Source organism: Kosakonia sp. MUSA4 (genome assembly GCF_013085925.1).
Taxonomy (GTDB): domain Bacteria; phylum Pseudomonadota; class Gammaproteobacteria; order Enterobacterales; family Enterobacteriaceae; genus Kosakonia; species Kosakonia sacchari_B.
The window spans coordinates 1,408,144-1,427,158 of the sequence record NZ_CP025697.1; the positions used below are offsets into that span (position 1 = coordinate 1,408,144).

The 19,015-nt window shown below is 55.2% G+C and carries 19 protein-coding genes; 3 read left to right on the top strand and 16 right to left on the bottom strand.

Translation table 11 applies throughout. The features are described from left to right. Positions 1-19: 19 nt before the first annotated feature. The 3 genes from rlmH to C0557_RS06705 form a co-directional block, all read right to left on the bottom strand. Positions 20-487, bottom strand: a complete 468-nt coding sequence (gene rlmH, locus C0557_RS06695; RefSeq protein WP_000776107.1) for a 23S rRNA (pseudouridine(1915)-N(3))-methyltransferase RlmH — start codon at positions 485-487, stop codon at positions 20-22. 3 nt (positions 488-490) lie between these two features. Continuing rightward, entirely contained in the window at positions 491-808 is a 318-nt protein-coding gene (rsfS, locus tag C0557_RS06700; RefSeq protein ID WP_007373852.1) for a ribosome silencing factor, read from the bottom strand. Between the two features lie 246 nt (positions 809-1,054). Beyond that, complete coding sequence (locus C0557_RS06705; protein ID WP_208657936.1) at positions 1,055-1,666, bottom strand: adenosylcobalamin/alpha-ribazole phosphatase; 612 nt, start codon at positions 1,664-1,666, stop codon at positions 1,055-1,057. 102 nt (positions 1,667-1,768) lie between these two features. Between C0557_RS06705 and cobD the strand changes: the two genes are divergently transcribed. Next, the gene (cobD, locus tag C0557_RS06710) at positions 1,769-2,857 is read left to right on the top strand and encodes a threonine-phosphate decarboxylase CobD (protein ID WP_208657937.1); all 1,089 of its coding nucleotides are present in this window, start codon (positions 1,769-1,771) and stop codon (positions 2,855-2,857) included. Here the strand turns inward: cobD and nadD are convergent. Genes nadD through leuS form a run of 4 tightly spaced genes read right to left on the bottom strand, consistent with a single transcriptional unit; the run spans position 2,832 to position 7,666 of the window. Next, entirely contained in the window at positions 2,832-3,482 is a 651-nt protein-coding gene (gene nadD / locus C0557_RS06715) for a nicotinate-nucleotide adenylyltransferase (protein WP_208657938.1), read from the bottom strand. The genes cobD and nadD overlap by 26 nt on opposite strands. After that, complete coding sequence (holA, locus tag C0557_RS06720; RefSeq protein ID WP_074775224.1) at positions 3,475-4,506, bottom strand: DNA polymerase III subunit delta; 1,032 nt, start codon at positions 4,504-4,506, stop codon at positions 3,475-3,477. The genes nadD and holA overlap by 8 nt, the downstream gene beginning before the upstream one ends. Next, positions 4,506-5,069, bottom strand: a complete 564-nt coding sequence (gene lptE, locus C0557_RS06725) for an LPS assembly lipoprotein LptE (RefSeq protein ID WP_208657939.1) — start codon at positions 5,067-5,069, stop codon at positions 4,506-4,508. Before lptE ends, holA begins: the two co-directional genes overlap by 1 nt. A 14-nt stretch (positions 5,070-5,083) precedes the next feature. Next, complete coding sequence (leuS, locus tag C0557_RS06730) at positions 5,084-7,666, bottom strand: leucine--tRNA ligase (protein ID WP_208657940.1); 2,583 nt, start codon at positions 7,664-7,666, stop codon at positions 5,084-5,086. 236 nt (positions 7,667-7,902) lie between these two features. Here leuS and C0557_RS06735 point away from each other — a divergent pair, with 236 nt between their 5' ends. Then, entirely contained in the window at positions 7,903-8,385 is a 483-nt protein-coding gene (locus C0557_RS06735; RefSeq protein WP_074775226.1) for a zinc ribbon-containing protein, read from the top strand. Between the two features lie 38 nt (positions 8,386-8,423). On the opposite strand, the gene C0557_RS06740 is transcribed toward C0557_RS06735, so the two are convergent. The 9 genes from C0557_RS06740 to miaB all read right to left on the bottom strand — a co-directional run bounded on the left by C0557_RS06740 (position 8,424) and on the right by miaB (position 17,662). Then, positions 8,424-9,149, bottom strand: coding sequence for an amino acid ABC transporter ATP-binding protein (locus C0557_RS06740; RefSeq protein ID WP_043954290.1), 726 nt, complete (start codon positions 9,147-9,149; stop codon positions 8,424-8,426). Next, entirely contained in the window at positions 9,149-9,823 is a 675-nt protein-coding gene (gene gltK / locus C0557_RS06745; RefSeq protein WP_074775227.1) for a glutamate/aspartate ABC transporter permease GltK, read from the bottom strand. Before gltK ends, C0557_RS06740 begins: the two co-directional genes overlap by 1 nt. A 2-nt stretch (positions 9,824-9,825) precedes the next feature. Continuing rightward, positions 9,826-10,566 (bottom strand): amino acid ABC transporter permease, encoded by a 741-nt coding sequence (locus tag C0557_RS06750; protein ID WP_074775229.1) that lies wholly within the window; start codon positions 10,564-10,566, stop codon positions 9,826-9,828. Between the two features lie 158 nt (positions 10,567-10,724). Then, entirely contained in the window at positions 10,725-11,648 is a 924-nt protein-coding gene (locus tag C0557_RS06755) for an amino acid ABC transporter substrate-binding protein (protein WP_208657941.1), read from the bottom strand. A 418-nt stretch (positions 11,649-12,066) separates the two neighbouring features. Further along, positions 12,067-13,605 (bottom strand): apolipoprotein N-acyltransferase, encoded by a 1,539-nt coding sequence (gene lnt / locus C0557_RS06760; protein WP_208657942.1) that lies wholly within the window; start codon positions 13,603-13,605, stop codon positions 12,067-12,069. Positions 13,606-13,610: 5 nt separating this feature from the next. Next, the gene (corC, locus tag C0557_RS06765) at positions 13,611-14,489 is read right to left on the bottom strand and encodes a CNNM family magnesium/cobalt transport protein CorC (protein WP_007373865.1); all 879 of its coding nucleotides are present in this window, start codon (positions 14,487-14,489) and stop codon (positions 13,611-13,613) included. Between the two features lie 96 nt (positions 14,490-14,585). Next, positions 14,586-15,053: an rRNA maturation RNase YbeY gene (gene ybeY / locus C0557_RS06770; RefSeq protein ID WP_090118909.1), complete on the bottom strand. Its 468-nt coding sequence runs from the start codon at positions 15,051-15,053 to the stop codon at positions 14,586-14,588. Beyond that, the gene (locus C0557_RS06775; protein ID WP_208657943.1) at positions 15,050-16,096 is read right to left on the bottom strand and encodes a PhoH family protein; all 1,047 of its coding nucleotides are present in this window, start codon (positions 16,094-16,096) and stop codon (positions 15,050-15,052) included. The genes ybeY and C0557_RS06775 overlap by 4 nt, the downstream gene beginning before the upstream one ends. A 141-nt stretch (positions 16,097-16,237) precedes the next feature. After that, positions 16,238-17,662, bottom strand: a complete 1,425-nt coding sequence (miaB, locus tag C0557_RS06780) for a tRNA (N6-isopentenyl adenosine(37)-C2)-methylthiotransferase MiaB (RefSeq protein ID WP_208657944.1) — start codon at positions 17,660-17,662, stop codon at positions 16,238-16,240. Between the two features lie 171 nt (positions 17,663-17,833). On the opposite strand from miaB, the gene ubiF reads away from it, so the two are divergent. Then, positions 17,834-19,006: a 3-demethoxyubiquinol 3-hydroxylase gene (gene ubiF / locus C0557_RS06785; protein WP_208657945.1), complete on the top strand. Its 1,173-nt coding sequence runs from the start codon at positions 17,834-17,836 to the stop codon at positions 19,004-19,006. The last annotated feature ends 9 nt before the right edge of the window (positions 19,007-19,015 follow it).

Below are 19,015 nucleotides of genomic sequence, written 5' to 3' on the forward strand. Positions count from 1 at the left end.
ATCTACCTAAGACTCGTCATTACTCACGGTGGTAAGGATGGTTGGTGGTAATACTCCATGCGCGATACAGGCTTTCAGCCACCAGCACGCGCACCAGCGGGTGCGGGAGCGTCAGCGCAGAGAGAGACCAACTTTGTTCTGCTGCCGCTTTGCAGGCGGGGGATAACCCTTCCGGACCGCCGATAAGCAGACTGACGTCGCGTCCATCCTGCTTCCAGCGTTCCAGTTCATTTGCAAGCTGCGGCGTATCCCAGGGTTTGCCGGGGATATCGAGGGTGACGATGCGATTCTTGCCAGCAGCCGCCAGCATCTGCTCACCCTCTTTGTCGAGAATACGTTTGATATCTGCGTTTTTACCGCGCTTTCCTGCCGGGATCTCAATCAGTTCAAATGGCATATCTTTGGGAAAACGGCGCAGATATTCAGTAAAACCTGTCTGTACCCAGTCCGGCATTTTTGTGCCGACGGCGACCAGTTGCAGTTTCACGCATTAACTCCAGAGTTTTTCCAGCTCATACAGGCGACGGCTCTCTTCCTGCATTACGTGGACAATGACATCGCCCAGATCGACCACAACCCAGTCGGCGGCGCTTTCGCCTTCGACGCCCAGCGGCATCAGACCGGCGGCGCGGGATTCCTGAACCACATGATCCGCAATGGAAATCACATGACGAGTGGAAGTGCCGGTGCAGATAATCATGCAATCGGTGATGCTTGATTTGCCCTGCACGTCAATTGCAACGATGTCCTGACCTTTCAGGTCATCAATTTTGTCGATAACAAAATCCTGGAGTGCTTTACCCTGCAAGTGTTCCCCCTGGGTGAGTGAAAAATATACTGTTAATGAACGGCCTGACATTATACCTGAACTGCATCGATTGTCGGGACAAATGTCTGACCCGGCAATTTCAAAAGCGGGCTATCATCCCATCATGACCGTGTGATTGCATCGCCATTTTTGTAAAACAATTTCTGCGCGCGGAGGATAACAGCCTTGCATGGCGTGTCAATGACCGAATCACCACGTTGAATGGGATGGTTGAAAAACACGCTATTACTCATCAGCCCGCCAGACGGCGCGGCTATTAAGCACTCGCAGCGTGGCGAAATTGTCATGTATATCGATCATGCTCCAGCACCCTTGATCGACACGAAAATGCCATAGCGAGGCGGCGGGCATCTTTAACAGGCGGGCGATTAACAGGCTCAATACGCCCTGATGGCTCACCAGCAGGATATTCTGCTGGTCCTTAATATCGGCCAGATGTGCGATAACTTGCTCAATACGCGCGGAAAATGCCTGAAAGCCTTCGCCATTGGTCGGGGTGGCATTCTGCCAGTCATTGCACCAGGCGGCATAGTTCTGCGGATCTTCGCGCGCCAAATCGCGGTGATGACGCATTTCCCAGTCGCCGAAGAACATTTCATTCAGTAACGGCGTGGTTTCAATGGTCATTTCCCGCCGCGCAAGAACGCGTCCCGCCGTCTGTTGCGCCCGCTCCAGTGCGCTGCACAGCACGCGATCAAAGGGGACCTCGCTGAGCAATTCACCCAGGGTTTGCGCCTGCGCCAGGCCCTTTGGCGTCAGCGGAGTGGGGGTGTGGCCGCTGTAAAGCCCGGCAACGTTTGCTTCAGTTTCACCGTGACGTATCAGCCAGAGTCGCATCGTTATCTCCCATCTGGATTACTGCGCAAAAGTTTACCACGCTCCCTCAATCCACATCCCTTTTTCGTTTAAGATAGCGGCTTTAAGCAAGCGGAGAGATCGATGTTTCATAGCGCACATGGCGGCAATACACGCGAGGCGGCCGCACTGCTGGGCATCGCCCCGGAGCAGTTACTGGATTTTAGCGCCAATATTAATCCGGCGGGTATGCCAGACTCTTTGCGGCATGCATTGCTGGAGAACATGGCGCTGGCCGAGCGCTATCCGGACGTGGAGTATCAGCGCCTGCATCAGGTGCTGGCGGAACATCATCAGGTTCCCACGTCCTGGTTGCTGGCCGGAAATGGTGAGACGGAAGTGATTTTCGCACTGGTCAATGCGCTGGCGCCGCGTCGGGCGATGCTTATCACGCCAGGGTTTGCTGAGTATCGCCGTGCGCTGCGGCAGGCAGGTTGTGACATCGTCGATTTTCCGTTACGCGAAGACGAGGGCTGGCAACTGACTGAACGCCTGCTGGAAGCGCTGACGCCGGATCTGGACTGCCTGTTTCTCTGCACGCCGAATAATCCGACCGGACTGCTGCCGGATGATGCGCTGTTACAGGCCGTTTCGGCACGCTGCAAGTCGCTGGGCATTCAGCTTATTCTCGATGAAGCGTTTATGGATTTTATCCCGCAACGCAGCGGCTTTATCCGGCATCTGGCGGGCAATCCGCATCTGTGGGTGCTACGCTCGCTGACCAAGTTTTATGCCATTCCGGGTTTGCGGCTCGGCTATCTGTTGGGCAGCAATGAACAGAAAGTGACGCAGATGCGCGCTGCGCAGATGCCGTGGTCAATCAATGCGTTTGCGGCGCTGGCGGGGGAGGTGATCCTGCACGACCATACTTATCAACAGGCAAGCTGGCAGTGGCTGGAGCGCGAACGCCCGCGTTTATTCGCCGCACTGAACGATCTTCCGGCCCTCACTGTCTGGCCTGGTATGGCGAATTACCTGTTTCTGCGCTGTGATGCGCTTGGGGTGGAATTACAGCGTGCGCTGCTGGAACAGCATATTTTAATTCGTCGCTGTGCGAACTATCCGGGGCTGGATGATCGCTATTACCGCGTTGCGGTGCGCAGTAAAGAGGAAAATGATCGGCTGATTACGGCGATGCGCCGGGTGCTTAGCGGTACAACCCCTGCGCGTTGATATATTCCAGCACGGCGGCAGGCAGTAGATCATCACAGTTTTCTCCGTGTTCCAGCCGCTCACGGATAAGTGTTGCGGAGATATTGAACCACGGCGTTTCAGCCAGATAGATTTTTCCCGCAGGCTGCGTGTGCAACGCTTCGACATGCTGGGTGAGATGTTCATCAAGCCATTGCTGATGTTCTTCCTGCGCCATCTCCAGCGGGTAGCCGGGGCGGCGGCAGACAATCAAATGGCAGTTATCCAGGATGGTTTCGTAGTGGTGCCAGCTCGGGAAGGTAAGCAGTGAATCCTGACCGATGATAAACGCCAGCGGACACTGTGGCCCTTGCTCCTCTCGCCACTCTTGCAGCGTTAGCGCGCTATAAGAGGGCGCGTCGCGGCGCAGTTCCCGCTCATCGAGGGTAAACAGCGGTTTGTCGGCGATGGCCAGTTCGAGCATGGTTTTGCGTTGCTGGCTGGTGGCTTCCGGCTGCGGACGGTGCGGCGGCACGTTATTGGGCATAATGATCACCCGTGACAGCCCAATCTGATTCGCCAGCGCTTCAACCGGCTTCAGATGCCCATAATGGACGGGATCAAACGTACCACCAAACAGTGCCTGCAACTGATTCATATCAACCATCAATAAAAACGTCTGCTAATGCCTTATGACAGAGTAGCAGAGAAAGCCCTTCCAGCTCGGCCCACACCGACTGACCAAAGTCCTGCTTCACAATCAGCTCAATGTGGCTGAGCAGATGCACCGCCTGGCGTAGCTGATCGGCACTCAGACGGTTCAGCGCATCGCCCATCATGCCACGGCGATTTTGCCAGACCCGATGTTTATCAAACAGCGTACGCAGCGGCGTATGCGCGGCGTGACGCTTGAGCGTGACCAGCAGCAGCAATTCGCGCTGCACCGTGCGCAGCAGGATCACCGGCTCGCATGCTTCCAGCCGTAACTGGTTCAGAATATGCAGCGCACGTTTGCTCTTGCCCGCGAGCAGCGCATCAACCCAGTGATACGGGGTAAAATGTGCTGCGTCGTTCACTGCCTGCTCCACGCGCGGCAGCGTTAATTTGCCATCCGGCCACAGCAGCGACAGCCGTTCAAGCGCCTGCGCCAGCGCCAGCAGATTGCCTTCGTAGCAATAGCAAAGCAGCTGATTTGCGGCGTCATCCAGCTCCAGCTTGTTTTGTTTCGCCCGCGCGGCGACCCAGCGGGGAAGATTCGCCTGTTCTGGCGTCTGGCAGCTAATCTGCACGGCGTGGTTATTCAGTTGCGTCAGCCATGCTGCGTTTTCCTGCGCTTTCGTCAACTTGTTGCCGCGTACGATCAGGATCAGATCCTCATGCAGCAACGAAACCAGCTTTGCCAGTTGTTCATTCATGGCGGCGTTTGGGCCGTTCTCCGGCAGCAGCAACAGTAGGGTTTGACGGCTGGCAAACAGGCTGAGTGCCTGGCAGATGGAAAAAATAGCGTCCCAGTCGGTGCTGGCATCCAGTGTAAACGTGTGATGTTCGCTGAAGCCTTGCGTGGCGGCAACCTGGCGCACGGCGTCCTGACTCTCCTGCAACAGCAGTGGATCGTTACCGAGGAGCAGATACGCCGCGCGCAGCCCTTCATTGAGCTGCGCGCGGAGTTGTTCCGGATACAACCTGAGCATTAGCTACCCGGCGTGACGGAAACAGAGGGAGAGGACGGTGCCTGGGTGTTATGCGTCTCAGCGGCATCAGCCGTGTGGACGCTCGGCAGTTTGCGAATCAGTTGCTCTGCCGCTTTGTCGTACATTTCCTGAATAATAATGTCCTGCTCGGCGGCTTTCGCCAATGCCGTTTGCGGGTTATCAAAGAATGAACGGTACACTTTTGTACTGATCGGGTAGATATCATGCCCCGGGATCAGCACGCTGGCGTTTGCGGTCAGCACCATTTGATACTCTGCGGTACGGCCGTTCTGGAAGATCGACGCCGTGTCACGTGCAAACGTCACCGCGCCCAGACGCAACGAAGGCACATCCTGACGCAGTGTGCTTTTATCCAGCAGTTCGACACCGTTCAGGCGCAGCTGGTTACGAATGGCACGGCTCAGCGGACCGTTCGGATCGCCGGAATCGAAAATCATCGTTTTCATTTCACCCGGAACCTGCGTGGTGTTACGCAAATGCCAGCCACATCCGGCGGTGACCAGCACCGCCAGTGACAATAACAATGTTGCCAGATATCGCACGCTTCCTCCCGCGCTTAGCCAACGACCAGATTCAGCAGTTTACCCGGTACGTAAATCACTTTACGTACGGTAACGCCATCAAGATACTTCGCCACCAGATGTTCCTGGCCAGCACGTTCACGCACCTGTTCTTCGGTGGCGTCCACGGCAACGGTAATTTTACCACGCACTTTGCCGTTTACCTGGACGACAACCAGCGTGGTGTCTTCCACCATTGCTTTTTCGTCCGCTACCGGCCACGGTGCATTATCGATATCGCCTTCGCCGCCCAGCTCCTGCCACAGCGTAAAGCTGGCGTGCGGTGTGAACGGGTTCAGCATACGAACCACGGCCAGCAGGGCTTCCTGCAGCAGCGCGCGATCCTGCTCGTTTTCCTGCGGCGCTTTCGCCAGTTTGTTCATCAACTCCATGATCGCTGCGATCGCGGTGTTGAAGGTCTGACGACGGCCGATATCATCGGAAACTTTAGCAATGGTTTTATGAACATCGCGGCGCAGCGCCTGCTGCTCGTCGTTCAGCGCAGCCAGATCCAGTGCGGCAACCGCGCCTTTGCTGGTGTGCTCGTAAACCAGTTTCCATACGCGTTTCAGGAAGCGGTTCGCCCCTTCCACGCCGGATTCCTGCCACTCCAGCGTCATATCAGCCGGGGAAGCGAACATCATGAACAGACGAACGGTATCCGCGCCGTAACGTTCAACCATTTCCTGCGGGTCGATACCGTTATTTTTCGACTTGGACATTTTGCTCATGCCGGTGTAAACCAGCTCATGACCCGCCGAATCTTTCGCTTTCACGATACGGCCTTTGTCGTCGCGCTCAACGATCGCGTCTTTCGGGGAGACCCAGTTACGCTCGCCGTTTACGCCAACGTAATAAAATGCATCCGCCAGCACCATACCCTGACACAGCAGCTGTTTAGCCGGTTCGTCAGAGTTCACCATGCCCGCATCGCGCATCAGTTTATGGAAGAAGCGGAAGTAGAGCAGGTGCATGATGGCGTGTTCGATACCGCCAATGTAAATATCAACCGGCAGCCAGTAGTTCGCCGCGTTCGGGTCGAGCATGCCTTCGCTGTACTGCGGACAGGTATAACGCGCGTAGTACCAGGACGACTCCATAAAGGTATCGAAAGTATCAGTTTCACGCAGTGCTGGCTGACCGTTAACGGTCGTTTTCGCCCATTCCGGGTCGGCCTTGATCGGGCTGGTGATGCCGTCCATGACCACATCTTCTGGCAGGATCACCGGCAGTTGATCTTCCGGCGTCGGAATCACTGTACCGTCTTCGAGAGTGACCATTGGAATCGGCGCACCCCAGTAACGCTGACGGGAAACACCCCAGTCGCGCAGACGGAAGTTCACTTTACGTTCGCCCACGCCTTTCGCTGCCAGCTTGTCGGCAATCGCGTTGAAGCCTTCTTCAAAGCTCAGACCGCTGAACTCGCCAGAGTTGAACAGCGTACCTTTTTCAGTCAGCGCCTGCTCAGACAGATCCGGCTCTGAACCGTCCGCCGCCAGGATAACCGCCTTGATCGGCAGGCTGTATTTGGTGGCAAATTCGTAGTCGCGCTGATCGTGACCCGGAACGGCCATGACCGCGCCAGTGCCGTACTCCATCAGTACGAAGTTTGCCGCCCAGACCGGGATGGCTTCGCCGGTCAGCGGATGAATTGCTTTAAAGCCGGTAGCAACGCCTTTTTTCTCCATCGTCGCCATATCGGCTTCCGCCACTTTGGTATTGCGGCATTCATCGATGAAAGCGGCCAGCTCTGCGTTATTGGCGGCGGCTTTTTGCGCCAGCGGGTGACCTGCGGCAACAGCCAGATAGGTCGCGCCCATAAAGGTATCCGGACGGGTCGTATAGACCGTCAGTTTCTGGTCGCTGCCCTGAACATCAAAGGTGATTTCCACGCCTTCGGAACGGCCAATCCAGTTGCGCTGCATGGTTTTCACGGTATCCGGCCAGTGATCCAGATTATCCAGGTCGTTCAGCAGTTCGTCGGCGTAGGCGGTGATTTTGATAAACCACTGCGGGATCTCTTTACGCTCAACTTTGGTATCGCAGCGCCAGCAGCAGCCGTCGATAACCTGTTCGTTCGCCAGTACGGTCTGGTCGTTCGGGCACCAGTTCACCGCAGAAGTTTTCTTGTAAACGAGACCTTTTTTGTACAGTTCGGTGAAGAACTTCTGTTCCCAGCGGTAGTATTCCGGGGTGCAGGTCGCCAGCTCGCGGCTCCAGTCGTAGCCAAAGCCCAGCATTTTGAGCTGGTTCTTCATGTAGGCGATGTTGTCGTAAGTCCACGGCGCTGGCGCCGTGTTGTTTTTCACCGCCGCGCCTTCCGCAGGAAGACCGAACGCATCCCAGCCAATCGGCTGCAATACGTTTTTACCCAGCATGCGCTGGTAGCGAGAAACCACATCGCCGATGGTGTAGTTACGGACGTGGCCCATGTGTAGTCGGCCAGAAGGATAGGGAAGCATCGACAGGCAATAGTATTTCTCTTTGCTCTCGTCTTCAGTGACTTCGAATGTGCGTTTCTCTTCCCAGTGACGCTGTACTTTGGATTCTATCTCTTCCGGGCGGTATTGCTCTTGCATGGCAGCCAGTAGTCCTGTTTTTGCTACAGCTACAGATGTAGCGTTGTTACGTGGTTTTTCAGATCGGCATAGCATAGCCCAAACGTCAGCCTCAAAACAGCCTTTCCGCGAGCCGGGAATGAAATAGCGCGGCGCTTTTGCGGTTAACTTTTTGCCAACAGTGCGGCGCAGTCGGCACTGCGTACGGCAAATAACGTCTACCATTAGAGAGAGTTACTGAACCGGGAGGCGAAACGATGAACAAGGTTGCTCATTTTTACCGTGAACTGGTAGCGACGTTAACCGAACGTTTGCGCAATGGAGAGCGCGATATTGACGCATTAGTTGATCAGGCGCGCCAGCGCGTCGCACAGACCGGTGAGTTAACTCGCACCGAGATTGACGAATTGATGCGGGCTATCCGCCGCGATCTCGAAGAGTTTGCCCGCAGCTATAACGAAAGTCAGGAAGAGGTGACGGACAGCGTCTTCATGCGGGTAATTAAAGAGAGTATCTGGCAGGAACTGGCGGATATCACCGATAAAACGCAGCTTGAATGGCGCGAAGTATTCCAGGATCTCAATCATCACGGCGTCTACCACAGCGGTGAAGTGGTGGGGCTGGGGAATCTGGTATGCGAGAAGTGCCACTTCCACTTGGCGGTATATACCCCGGATGTGTTACCGCTGTGTCCGAAATGCGGGCACGATCAGTTCCAGCGACGCCCCTTTGAACCGTAAGGAAAAAACGCCTGCCGGTACTGGCAGGCGTTAATTTGTTAATGCAGGATTTTGGCGAGGAAATCTTTTGCCCGTTCGGATTTTGGATTACTGAAGAAAGCGTCTTTCTCTGAATCCTCAATGATTTTCCCTTCATCCATAAAGATCACGCGGTTTGCCACTTTGCGGGCAAAGCCCATTTCGTGGGTCACCACCATCATTGTCATCCCTTCGTTTGCCAGTTCGACCATCACGTCCAGCACTTCGTTGATCATCTCCGGATCGAGCGCTGACGTCGGTTCATCAAACAGCATCGCCACCGGATCCATACACAGAGCGCGGGCGATTGCCACACGCTGCTGCTGACCGCCGGAGAGCTGTGCCGGGAATTTGTTGGCGTGCGCCGACAGCCCAACACGCTCAAGCAGCTTTAAGCCTTTTTCCCGTGATGCGGCTTTGTCACGCTTCAGCACTTTGACCTGCGCCAGCGTCAGGTTGTCGATAATCGACAGATGCGGGAAGAGTTCAAAATGCTGGAATACCATGCCGACATGCGAGCGCAGTTTTGCCAGATCGGTTTTCTTATCGTTCACCTGAGTGCCGTTGACGATGATTTCGCCTTTCTGCACCGGCTCAAGGCCGTTAACGGTTTTAATCAGCGTGGATTTACCGGAACCCGACGGGCCGCACACTACCACCACTTCGCCTTTTTTCACTTCGGTGGAGCAGTCGGTCAACACCTGAAAGTGGCCATACCATTTAGAAACATTTTTCAGGGAAATCATTAGACGGTCCTTTTCTTCAGCCAGCTGACCAACAGCGAAGCACTGAGACTGATAACAAAATACACGGCGCCGGCAAACAGGATCATTTCGACCTGCGTGCCATCACGCTCGCCAATGGTGGATGCCGTACGGAAGAAGTCCGCGAGGCTCAGGACATACACCAAAGAGGTGTCCTGGAACAGTACGATCCCTTGCGTTAACAGCAGCGGAACCATGGCGCGAAACGCCTGCGGCAGGATGATTAACTGCATTGACTGCCAGTGCGTCATACCCAACGCCAGCGCGGCGCTGGATTGCCCGCGCGAGATACTTTGGATACCCGCGCGGATAATTTCCGAATAGTAAGCCGCTTCGAACATGGAGAACGCCACCATTGCCGAAATCAAACGGATATCGGTTTGCGGCGACAGGCCCAGCACGTTTTGCAGGAAACCCGGCACAATCAGGTAGAACCACAGCAGTACCATCACCAGCGGAATGGAGCGGAAGACGTTCACGTAGCTTTTGGCGAACCAGCGCAGCGGCGCAAACGTCGACAAGCGCATTACTGCCAGCAGGGTGCCCCACACAATCCCGAACACGATGGCGGTCACGGTGATTTTCAGCGTGATCACCAACCCGTTGAGCAGATAGGGCAGAGAAGGAACAATTGAACTCCAGTCAAAATCGTACATGTTTATTTGCCTCCCATATTGCCCGGCAGGCGAATTTTACGTTCTACCAGCGTCATCACCAGCATAATGACCGCGTTAATCAGGACATAGGCTACGGTGATGGCAGTAAAGGATTCCCACGCGTGCGCAGAGTAATCCAGCAGTTTCCCTGCCTGCGCCGCCATATCGACCAGGCCGATGGTAGAGGCGATAGCGGAGTTTTTCACCAGGTTCATCATTTCGGAGGTCATTGGCGGCACGATCACGCGATACGCATTCGGCAGCAGCACATAACGGTAGGTTTGCGGCAGCGTCAGCCCCATTGCCAGCCCGGCGTTCTTTTGACCGCGCGGCAGCGACTGGATCGCCGCCCGCACCTGTTCGCATACGCGAGCGGCGGTGAACAGCCCCAGACAAACCATTGAAGAGATGAAAAATTGGATGTTCGGATCAAGCTCCTGTTTGAACCACATACCGATATTTTCCGGCAGCAGTTCCGGTACCACCAGATACCATGCAAAGAACTGCACGATCAGTGGAACGTTACGGAACAGTTCGACATAGACGGTGCCAATGCCGGACAGGAAACGGTTAGGGACAGTTCGCAGGATGCCAAACAGTGAACCGACAAGAAAAGCGATAATCCAGGCCGCGATGGAAAGCGCGATAGTGACCTGAAAACCACTCCATAGCCAGCCAAGATAGGTGGTGTTGCCGAACGGGGCTTGTTGCAGGAATATTCCCCAGTTCCAGTCTATGGACATAAATCTACTCCGGAAAAAAAAGGGTAGCAGCGCTACCCTCGAAGATTGTATGAAGAGCGAGTTTTCGCGCTGAGTGGGGAACGACCATTCAACGTATAGTCTGTCCGTGCTACTTCGACAATCGAGAGGGCAGGTAAACCCGCCCCTAATGGTTTTAATTAGTTAAGAGCTTTGTCATTCGGTGCTTTGAACAGCGCTTTCATGTCGTCAGACAGCGTAAAGTTCATGTTCATATTTTTTGGCGGAATTGGGCTTTTAAACCATTTCTCGTAGGACTTCTCTGCCGCGCCGGAGGTTTGCAACTGAGCAATGGTGTCATCCATCAGCTTTTTAAACTCCGGATCGTTTTTACGCAGCATGCAGCCGTACGCTTCGTGGGACTGCGGCGTACCGACGATTTCCCAGTTGTCGGGTTTCTTCGCTTTCGCACGTTCACCCGCCAGCAGAGCATCATCCATCATAAAGGCCACTGCACGGCCGCTTTCCAGCGTACGGAAGGAGTCGCCGTGGTCTTTCGCGCTGATGATGCGCATGTCCATTTTCTTCTCATCATTCAGTTTGTTGAGCAGAATTTCGGACGTGGTACCCGAGGTCACAACGACCGCTTTGCCTTTCAGGTCTGCGAAATCTTTGATCGGGCCGCCTTTTTTGGTCAGCAGACGCGTACCGACCACGAAAATGGTGTCGGAGAAAGCCGCTTGTTTTTGACGTTCAAGGTTGTTGGTGGTGGAACCGCACTCAAAATCGAAAGTGCCGTTTTGCAGCAGCGGAATGCGGTTCTGCGAAGTAATAGGGATCAGCTTAACGGCCAGATCCGGCTTATTCAGTTTTTTCTTCACCGCTTCAACGATCGCGTTGGAGTAATCCTGCGAGTAGCCGACCACTTTCTGTTCGTTGTCGTAATAGGAGAACGGTACGGAAGATTCACGGTGACCCACGACGATAACGCCGTTTTTGGCAATTTTATCCAGCGTCGTTTGCTGCTGAGCAGCCGCATCGGCAGGTTTTGCATCTTCAGCATGAACCAGACCGGCGGACATTCCCATCACCAGAATCGCGGCGGCCAGTTTACGTAATTGCATATCCAGACTCCTTTATCGTCAGCGCCAGAGACGCATTGATACCCGTTGTGTATGTTGTGTTTTTTATAGACTGCGACATTTTCGTGCAGTGTCGTGTGTGTTTGTTACATTTAGTCTGGCTTAATGTAAAGATTTTGCTGCGGTATTGTTTATTTTTGCGAGGCGCGCCGCACCGTTTAAAGGCAAAAATCTTCCATTGCACCAAACTGGTGCTGCTAATGTTCCCTGCCGGTGCGACTTTGTTGCACATAAGCGGATTTCATAGCTGCATGATATGTATAAGCAAATGGCATGCCAAAACGGGTTTACGTCGGATGGTAGTTGTAGGCCGGATAAGGCAAAGCCGCCATCCGGCAATCATGACCGGAGGCGCTTTATCGCCGGATGGCGCTGCGCTTATCCGGCTGGGGGAAGGCGATTAACGGCGGCGCTGGCGCAGGCTCATCACCACGGCGGCAAAGCCGAAGAGGGCGGAGAGGATCCACACCGGCCAGTTACCTGCGCGTGCGTACGGTGTCAAACCGGATGTCGGCGTGACGCTGGTGGTGAGCACCTCGCGGGTAAACTGCGGGATCATCGCCTGAATCTCGCCCTGCGGGCCAATCACGGCGGTGATGCCATTGTTGGTGCTACGCAGCAGAGGACGCGCCAACTCCAGCGCGCGCATACGCGCCATCTGGAAGTGCTGCCACGGGCCGATAGACTTGCCGAACCACGCATCGTTAGAGATGGTCAGCAGGAAATCGGTATCCGGGCGGAAGTTATCACGCACCTGCTCGCCAAGGATGATTTCGTAGCAGATGGCCGCCGTCAGCTTCAGACCGTGCGCCGTCAGTGGCGGCTGCACATACGATCCGCGGCTGAATGAGGACATCGGCAGATCGAAGAACGGCGCCAGCGGGCGCAGAATCGACTCCAGCGGTACGAATTCGCCAAACGGCACCAGATGGTTTTTGTTGTAGCGATCGGTTGAGCTGTAGCTGTAAGCGCTGTCTTTACCCAGCGTGATGATGGTGTTGTAGGTATCGTAACGGTTTTGCTGATTCAGCCGCGCATCGACAATGCCGGTGATAAGCGTACTGTCATGCGCCCGCAGCAGATCATCCATGGCGGTTAAAAAGCGCTGCTGATTAATCTCCAGATCCGGAATAGCGGACTCCGGCCAGATGATAAGTTGCGATTTACCCATCACCTGCGCGGTGGCGTCGCTGTAGATTTTCAGCGTGTTGAACAGCTGTTTTTCGTCCCACTTCATCGCCTGGGGAATATTCCCCTGTACCAGAGAAACCTGCGTGGTGCGCTGTGGTAGCAACTGATACCACTGGATATAGCGCAGCGGGAACGGCAGGGCGAAGAGCAGCACCGCAATCACTAACGGGCGCCAGCTTTTGTTCACCAGCGCAAGCACCAGCAGACCGCTAACGACCATCAGCAGGAAGTTGATGGCTTCGACACCCATCAGCGGTGCCAGCCCTTTCAGCGGGCCGTCAATCTGGCTGTAGCCAAACTGCAACCACGGGAAACCGGTGAGCACCCAGCCGCGCAAAAATTCGGTAATTTGCCATACCACGGGTGCGGCGACAGCCACGCGCAGCCAGCTGGTTTGCGGCCAAAGGCGTGACAAAATCCCGGCGAACAGACCGGTATACAGCGATAAATAGGCGGCCAGCAGTACCACAAGGAAAACATTGACCGGGCCAGGCATACCGCCAAACTGCGCGATACTGACGTAAACCCAGTGCACGCCGCTACCAAACAGCCCCAGCCCCCAGAAATAACCAATCCAGGCGGACTGAAGCGGCCGACGATTGAGGGTTAATCCTTGCAGACCCATCAGAGAGATAAGAGCTGCAGGCCAGAAGTCATAAGGAGAAAAAGCCAGCGTTCCGCTGGCTCCGAATAACAGCGCCAGCAGCAGACGCACGCGCTGGCGCTCAAACAGTGAGGCAAATACCATTTACATTACTCATCCAGTTTCGGTTGCGGCGAATCATCCGGCATTCTGACATGGACCTGAATAATACGTCGGCTGTCGGCCATAGCGACTTTGAATTGGTAACCATCAATGTCAATCGCTTCTCCACGCGCCGGGAGATGGCCAAAGGCCTGCATTACCAGCCCGCCGATGGTGTCGACTTCTTCATCGCTGAAGTGGGTGCCGAAGGTTTCGTTGAAGTCTTCAATCGGCGCCAGCGCGCGCACCGTCCAGGTATGACGGCTGAGCTGGCGGAAGTCGATATCCTCTTCTTCGTCGTACTCATCTTCAATTTCACCGACGATCAGCTCCAGAATGTCTTCAATCGTCACCAGACCGGAAACACCACCAAACTCATCAATCACGATAGCCATATGGTAGCGCTGGGAACGGAACTCTTTCAGCATGCGATCCACACGCTTACTTTCCGGTACCACCACTGCCGGGCGTAACACCTTTTCCATGCTGAAGGCTTCGGCATCGCTGCGCATAAAGGGCAGCAAATCTTTGGCCATCAGAATCCCTTCGATATGATCTTTGTCTTCGCTGATCACCGGGAAGCGCGAGTGGGCAGACTCGATAATGACATCGAGGCATTCGTCCAGCGTCTGGTTGCGTTTCAGGGTGATCATTTGTGAACGGGGGATCATGATGTCGCGCACGCGCTGGTCCGCGATATCCATCACCCCTTCAAGCATGTCGCGCGTATCGTTGTCGATAAGCTCGTTTTGCCCGGAGTCTCGGATCAGAGCCAGTAATTCGTCACGGTTTTTCGGTTCGCCGTGGAAAAGCTGGCTTAGTAAAAGGGAGAAGAATCCCTTCTTGCTGTTGGTTGTGTCGCTACTGTGTGAGTTATCGTCGCTCATGGCGTCGTGTGGGTTCTCATGTTGGTTAATTTGTCGCTCGTCACGCGTAAACTCAGCGCCGGACGGCAGTTAAGAGTGGATACGCAGACTTTCCGGTTACTCTTTCTCGGAAATGTACGGATCCTCATAGCCCAGAGCAAGCATTATCTCTGTCTCGATCCCTTCCATTTCTTCCGCTTCATCGTCTGCAATATGGTCGTAACCGAGCAGGTGTAGACTACCGTGCACAACCATGTGCGCCCAGTGCGCATCCAGCGGTTTACCTTGCTCCTGCGCTTCTTGTTCCACCACCTGGCGGCAGATAATCAGATCGCCGAGCAGCGGCATTTCGATGCCCGGCGGCGCTTCAAAAGGGAACGAAAGCACATTGGTCGGCTTATCTTTCCCGCGATAAGTCAGATTCAGCTCGTGGCTTTCCGCGTTATCGACCAGACGAATGGTGACTTCCGCTTCTTCCTGAAACTGCGGGATAACCGCGTCCAGCCATTTCTGAAACTGCGCTTCTTCCGGCAGGCCGCTGTTATCTTCACACGCCAACTGTAAATCGAGGATCACCTGACTCATTTCTGTTCCTGCTCCTGCGCTTCGCGCTTACGTTCGGCAGCCAGTTCTGCTTTACGTTTCTGTTCGGCTTCTTCCCATGCCTCATAGGCGATAACGATGCGGGCAACGACCGGATGGCGGACCACGTCTTCGCTGTGGAAGAAGTTAAAGCTAATTTCATCGACATTCGCCAGCACTTCAATCGCATGGCGCAGGCCGGATTTGGTATTGCGCGGCAGGTCGATTTGCGTAATGTCGCCGGTAATCACCGCTTTCGAGTTAAAGCCGATACGCGTCAGGAACATCTTCATCTGTTCGATGGTGGTGTTCTGGCTTTCATCAAGAATAATGAAGGCGTCGTTGAGTGTCCGCCCGCGCATGTAGGCCAGCGGCGCGACTTCAATGACGTTGCGCTCAATCAGTTTCTCCACGCGTTCGAAACCGATCATTTCAAACAGCGCGTCATACAGCGGGCGCAGGTACGGGTCCACTTTCTGGCTGAGATCGCCAGGCAGGAAGCCCAGTTTTTCCCCCGCCTCAACCGCCGGACGCGTCAGCAGAATACGGCGCACTTCCTGGCGCTCCAGCGCATCTACTGCCGCCGCAACCGCAAGGTAGGTTTTCCCTGTACCCGCCGGGCCTACGCCGAAGGTGATGTCGTGATCGAGGATATTGGCGACGTATTGCGCCTGGTTTGGCGTCCGCGGTTTAATCACGCCACGCTTGGTTTTGATATGGATAGCTTTGCCGTAGTCCGGTACGCTCTCGGCGCTCTGTTCCAGCACGCGGGCTTCTTTGATCGCCAGATGAATTTGTTCTGGTTCGATATCCTGCGTCTGACCGCGCATTGGCGCAGTATCGACATACAGCGTGCGCAGAATGTCGGCCGCAGCGGTGACGCAGATTTCGCGTCCGGTGAGTTTGAAGTGATTATCGCGACGGTTGATTTCGATGCCCAGTCGCCGCTCCAGTTGTTTGATGTTGTCGTCAAACGGGCCGCACAGACTTAGCAGACGTGCGTTGTCCGCTGGCTCAAGGGTAATTTCACGCGTATCTATGTTCAAACTGTTCCTCTTTTCAGTGTGTCGCGGGCTCTGCCCATCAGGGAATTATTCACGGCATATTAAGAAGTCGCAAGCATAGCGCATGATGTTGGGGCAGGCAGGGGAAAAGCAAGGCCTGCCAGAAATGGCAGGCCAGTGGCATTACGGCTGGTACATGCCAACGCCGAGGTCGTTCTCTTTACGCGTACGGGCGATTACCGATTCCGGGGATTCCACGACGCGCAGACCCATTTCATCTTCGGTGCGGACCAGTACGCCGCGCAGGGAGTTTGGATAGACATCAACGATTTCCACATCGACGAATTTGCCGATCATCTCCGGCGAGCCTTCAAAGTTCACCACGCGGTTATTTTCGGTACGACCGGACAGCTCCATAATGTTCTTGCGTGAAGTGCCCTCTACCAGAATGCGCTGGGTCGTGCCGAGCATACACCGGCTCCAGGCCATCGCCTGCTGGTTAATGCGCTCCTGCAGAATATAGAGGCGCTGTTTTTTCTCCTCTTCCGGCACATCGTCCACCATATCGGCGGCCGGCGTCCCCGGACGTGCAGAGAAGATAAAGCTGTAGCTCATGTCGAAATTGACATCGGCGATCAGCTTCATGGTCTTTTCGAAATCGTCAGTGGTTTCGCCAGGGAAGCCAACGATAAAGTCAGAGCTTATCTGGATATCCGGGCGCGCCTCGCGCAGCTTGCGAATAATTGCTTTATATTCCAGTGTAGTGTGCGTACGACCCATCATGTTCAGCACACGATCGGAGCCGCTCTGCACCGGCAGATGCAGGAAGCTCACCAGTTCCGGCGTATCACGGTAGACATCAACGATATCGTCAGTGAATTCAATCGGGTGGCTGGTGGTGAAACGGATACGGTCGATGCCGTCGATCGCGGCGACCAGACGCAGCAGTTCTGCAAAGGTACCGGCGCTGCCGTCGAAGTTCTCACCGCGCCAGGCGTTAACGTTCTGGCCGAGCAGGTTCACTTCACGCACGCCTTGCGCCGCCAGTTGAGCGATTTCAAACAGGATGTCGTCAGACGGGCGGCTAACTTCTTCGCCACGGGTGTAAGGCACCACGCAGTAAGTACAGTATTTGTTGCAGCCTTCCATGATAGAGACAAAGGCGGTCGGGCCTTCGGCGCGAGGCTCCGGCAGACGATCGAATTTTTCAATTTCCGGGAAACTGATATCGACTACCGGGCTACGGTTGCCACGCACGGAGTTGATCATCTCCGGCAGGCGATGCAGCGTTTGTGGCCCGAAAATAATATCAACGTAGTGGGCGCGCTGGCGAATGTGATCGCCCTCCTGGGAAGCTACGCAGCCGCCGACGCCGATGATCAGATCGGGGTTTTTCTCTTTCAGCAGTTTCCAGCGACCCAGTTGATGGAAAACTTTTTCCTGAGCCTTTTCGCGGATCGAGCAGGTATTGAGCAGCAGCACGTCCGCCTCTTCCGCCACTTCGGTTAGTTGATAGCCGTGTGTGGCATCCAGCAGATCGGCCATCTTCGATGAATCGTATTCATTCATCTGACAGCCCCAGGTTTTAATGTGGAGTTTTTTGGTCATCGACTTGCTCTTGCTTAAGTTCATATACCCCGAGTATGACGGGTATAAGCCAGGATTGCAGGCCGCGTATTGTAATGCTTTGGTCGCGTGCTGACCAGTATGACGGATGTCAGACGCAAGCGAGAAAAAATCCGGTAAACTTAAGGGATTCTCGTTTAAGGAAAATTAGCCATGACACATCACACTGAAGTCGCCGTCGTTGGCGGTGGCATGGTCGGCGGAGCGCTGGCGCTGGGGCTGGCGCAACATGGATTTACCGTTACGGTGATTGAACAGCATGCGCCGCCCGCGTTTGATGCGGCGGCGCAGCCGGATGTGCGTATTTCGGCGATTAGCGCCGCCTCGGTGGCGTTGCTGCGCGGGTTGGGTGTCTGGGAACGTGTGCAGGCGATGCGCTGCCATCCGTATCGCCAACTGGAAACATGGGAGTGGGAAAACGCCCATGTGCTATTTGACGCCCGCGAACTGAAATTGCCGCTGCTTGGCTATATGGTTGAAAACAATGTCCTGCAACGCGCGCTGTGGGACGCACTGGAATCGCATCCGCAGGTGACGTTACGTGTGCCTGCGGCACTCAGCGGACTGCATGCGGACGGCGATCATCACCAGTTGACCTTCGAAGAGGGCGAACCGCTAACGGCGAAGCTGGTGGTCGGTGCAGATGGCGCGAACTCCCGCGTTCGGCAGGCGGCCGGAATAGGCATTCACGCCTGGCAGTATCAGCAATCCTGTATGTTGATCACCGTTGAGTGTGAAGCTGAGGCTGGCGAGAGCACCTGGCAACATTTTACCCCCGACGGGCCGCACGCCTTTTTACCGCTGTTTGGCAACTGGGCCTCGTTGGTGTGGTATGACACGCCTGCGCGTATTCGCCAGTTACAAACGCTGACTATGGCGCAACTGGAGCAGGAGATCGCCCGCAACTTTCCTCCGCGACTGGGGCGTGTGAAGCCGGTCGCGGCGGCGGCGTTCCCGCTGGCGCGCCGTCATGCGTTGCAATATGTTCGCCCCGGCCTTGCGCTGGTGGGCGACGCGGCACATACCATTCATCCGCTGGCCGGGCAGGGCGTCAATCTGGGCTATCGCGATGTTGATGCTTTGCTGGAAGTGCTTGCCGGGGCGCGTACGCACGGCGAAGCCTGGGCCAGCCACGCGATTTTAAAACGCTATCAGACGCGTCGAATGGCGGATAACTTTATTATGCAAAGCGGTATGGATCTGTTCTATGCCGGGTTCAGTAATAACCTTGGCCCGGTCAGGTTGCTGCGTAATATTGGTCTGATGGCGGCGGAACGCGCCGGCGTGTTGAAACGTCAGGCGCTGAAATATGCTTTAGGGCTATAGACGTTACTT

Bases quoted from the DNA above. Each gene is read 5' to 3' on its own strand.
- C0557_RS06705 (WP_208657936.1), bottom strand. From the start codon at position 1,666: ATGCGACTCTGGCTGATACGTCACGGTGAAACTGAAGCAAACGTTGCC.
- cobD (WP_208657937.1), top strand. From the start codon at position 1,769: ATGTTTCATAGCGCACATGGCGGCAATACACGCGAGGCGGCCGCACTG.
- nadD (WP_208657938.1), bottom strand. From the start codon at position 3,482: ATGGTTGATATGAATCAGTTGCAGGCACTGTTTGGTGGTACGTTTGAT.
- holA (WP_074775224.1), bottom strand. From the start codon at position 4,506: ATGCTCAGGTTGTATCCGGAACAACTCCGCGCGCAGCTCAATGAAGGG.
- leuS (WP_208657940.1), bottom strand. From the start codon at position 7,666: ATGCAAGAGCAATACCGCCCGGAAGAGATAGAATCCAAAGTACAGCGT.
- C0557_RS06735 (WP_074775226.1), top strand. From the start codon at position 7,903: ATGAACAAGGTTGCTCATTTTTACCGTGAACTGGTAGCGACGTTAACC.
- C0557_RS06740 (WP_043954290.1), bottom strand. From the start codon at position 9,149: ATGATTTCCCTGAAAAATGTTTCTAAATGGTATGGCCACTTTCAGGTG.
- gltK (WP_074775227.1), bottom strand. From the start codon at position 9,823: ATGTACGATTTTGACTGGAGTTCAATTGTTCCTTCTCTGCCCTATCTG.
- C0557_RS06750 (WP_074775229.1), bottom strand. From the start codon at position 10,566: ATGTCCATAGACTGGAACTGGGGAATATTCCTGCAACAAGCCCCGTTC.
- C0557_RS06755 (WP_208657941.1), bottom strand. From the start codon at position 11,648: ATGCAATTACGTAAACTGGCCGCCGCGATTCTGGTGATGGGAATGTCC.
- lnt (WP_208657942.1), bottom strand. From the start codon at position 13,605: ATGGTATTTGCCTCACTGTTTGAGCGCCAGCGCGTGCGTCTGCTGCTG.
- corC (WP_007373865.1), bottom strand. From the start codon at position 14,489: ATGAGCGACGATAACTCACACAGTAGCGACACAACCAACAGCAAGAAG.
- ybeY (WP_090118909.1), bottom strand. From the start codon at position 15,053: ATGAGTCAGGTGATCCTCGATTTACAGTTGGCGTGTGAAGATAACAGC.
- miaB (WP_208657944.1), bottom strand. From the start codon at position 17,662: ATGACCAAAAAACTCCACATTAAAACCTGGGGCTGTCAGATGAATGAA.
- ubiF (WP_208657945.1), top strand. From the start codon at position 17,834: ATGACACATCACACTGAAGTCGCCGTCGTTGGCGGTGGCATGGTCGGC.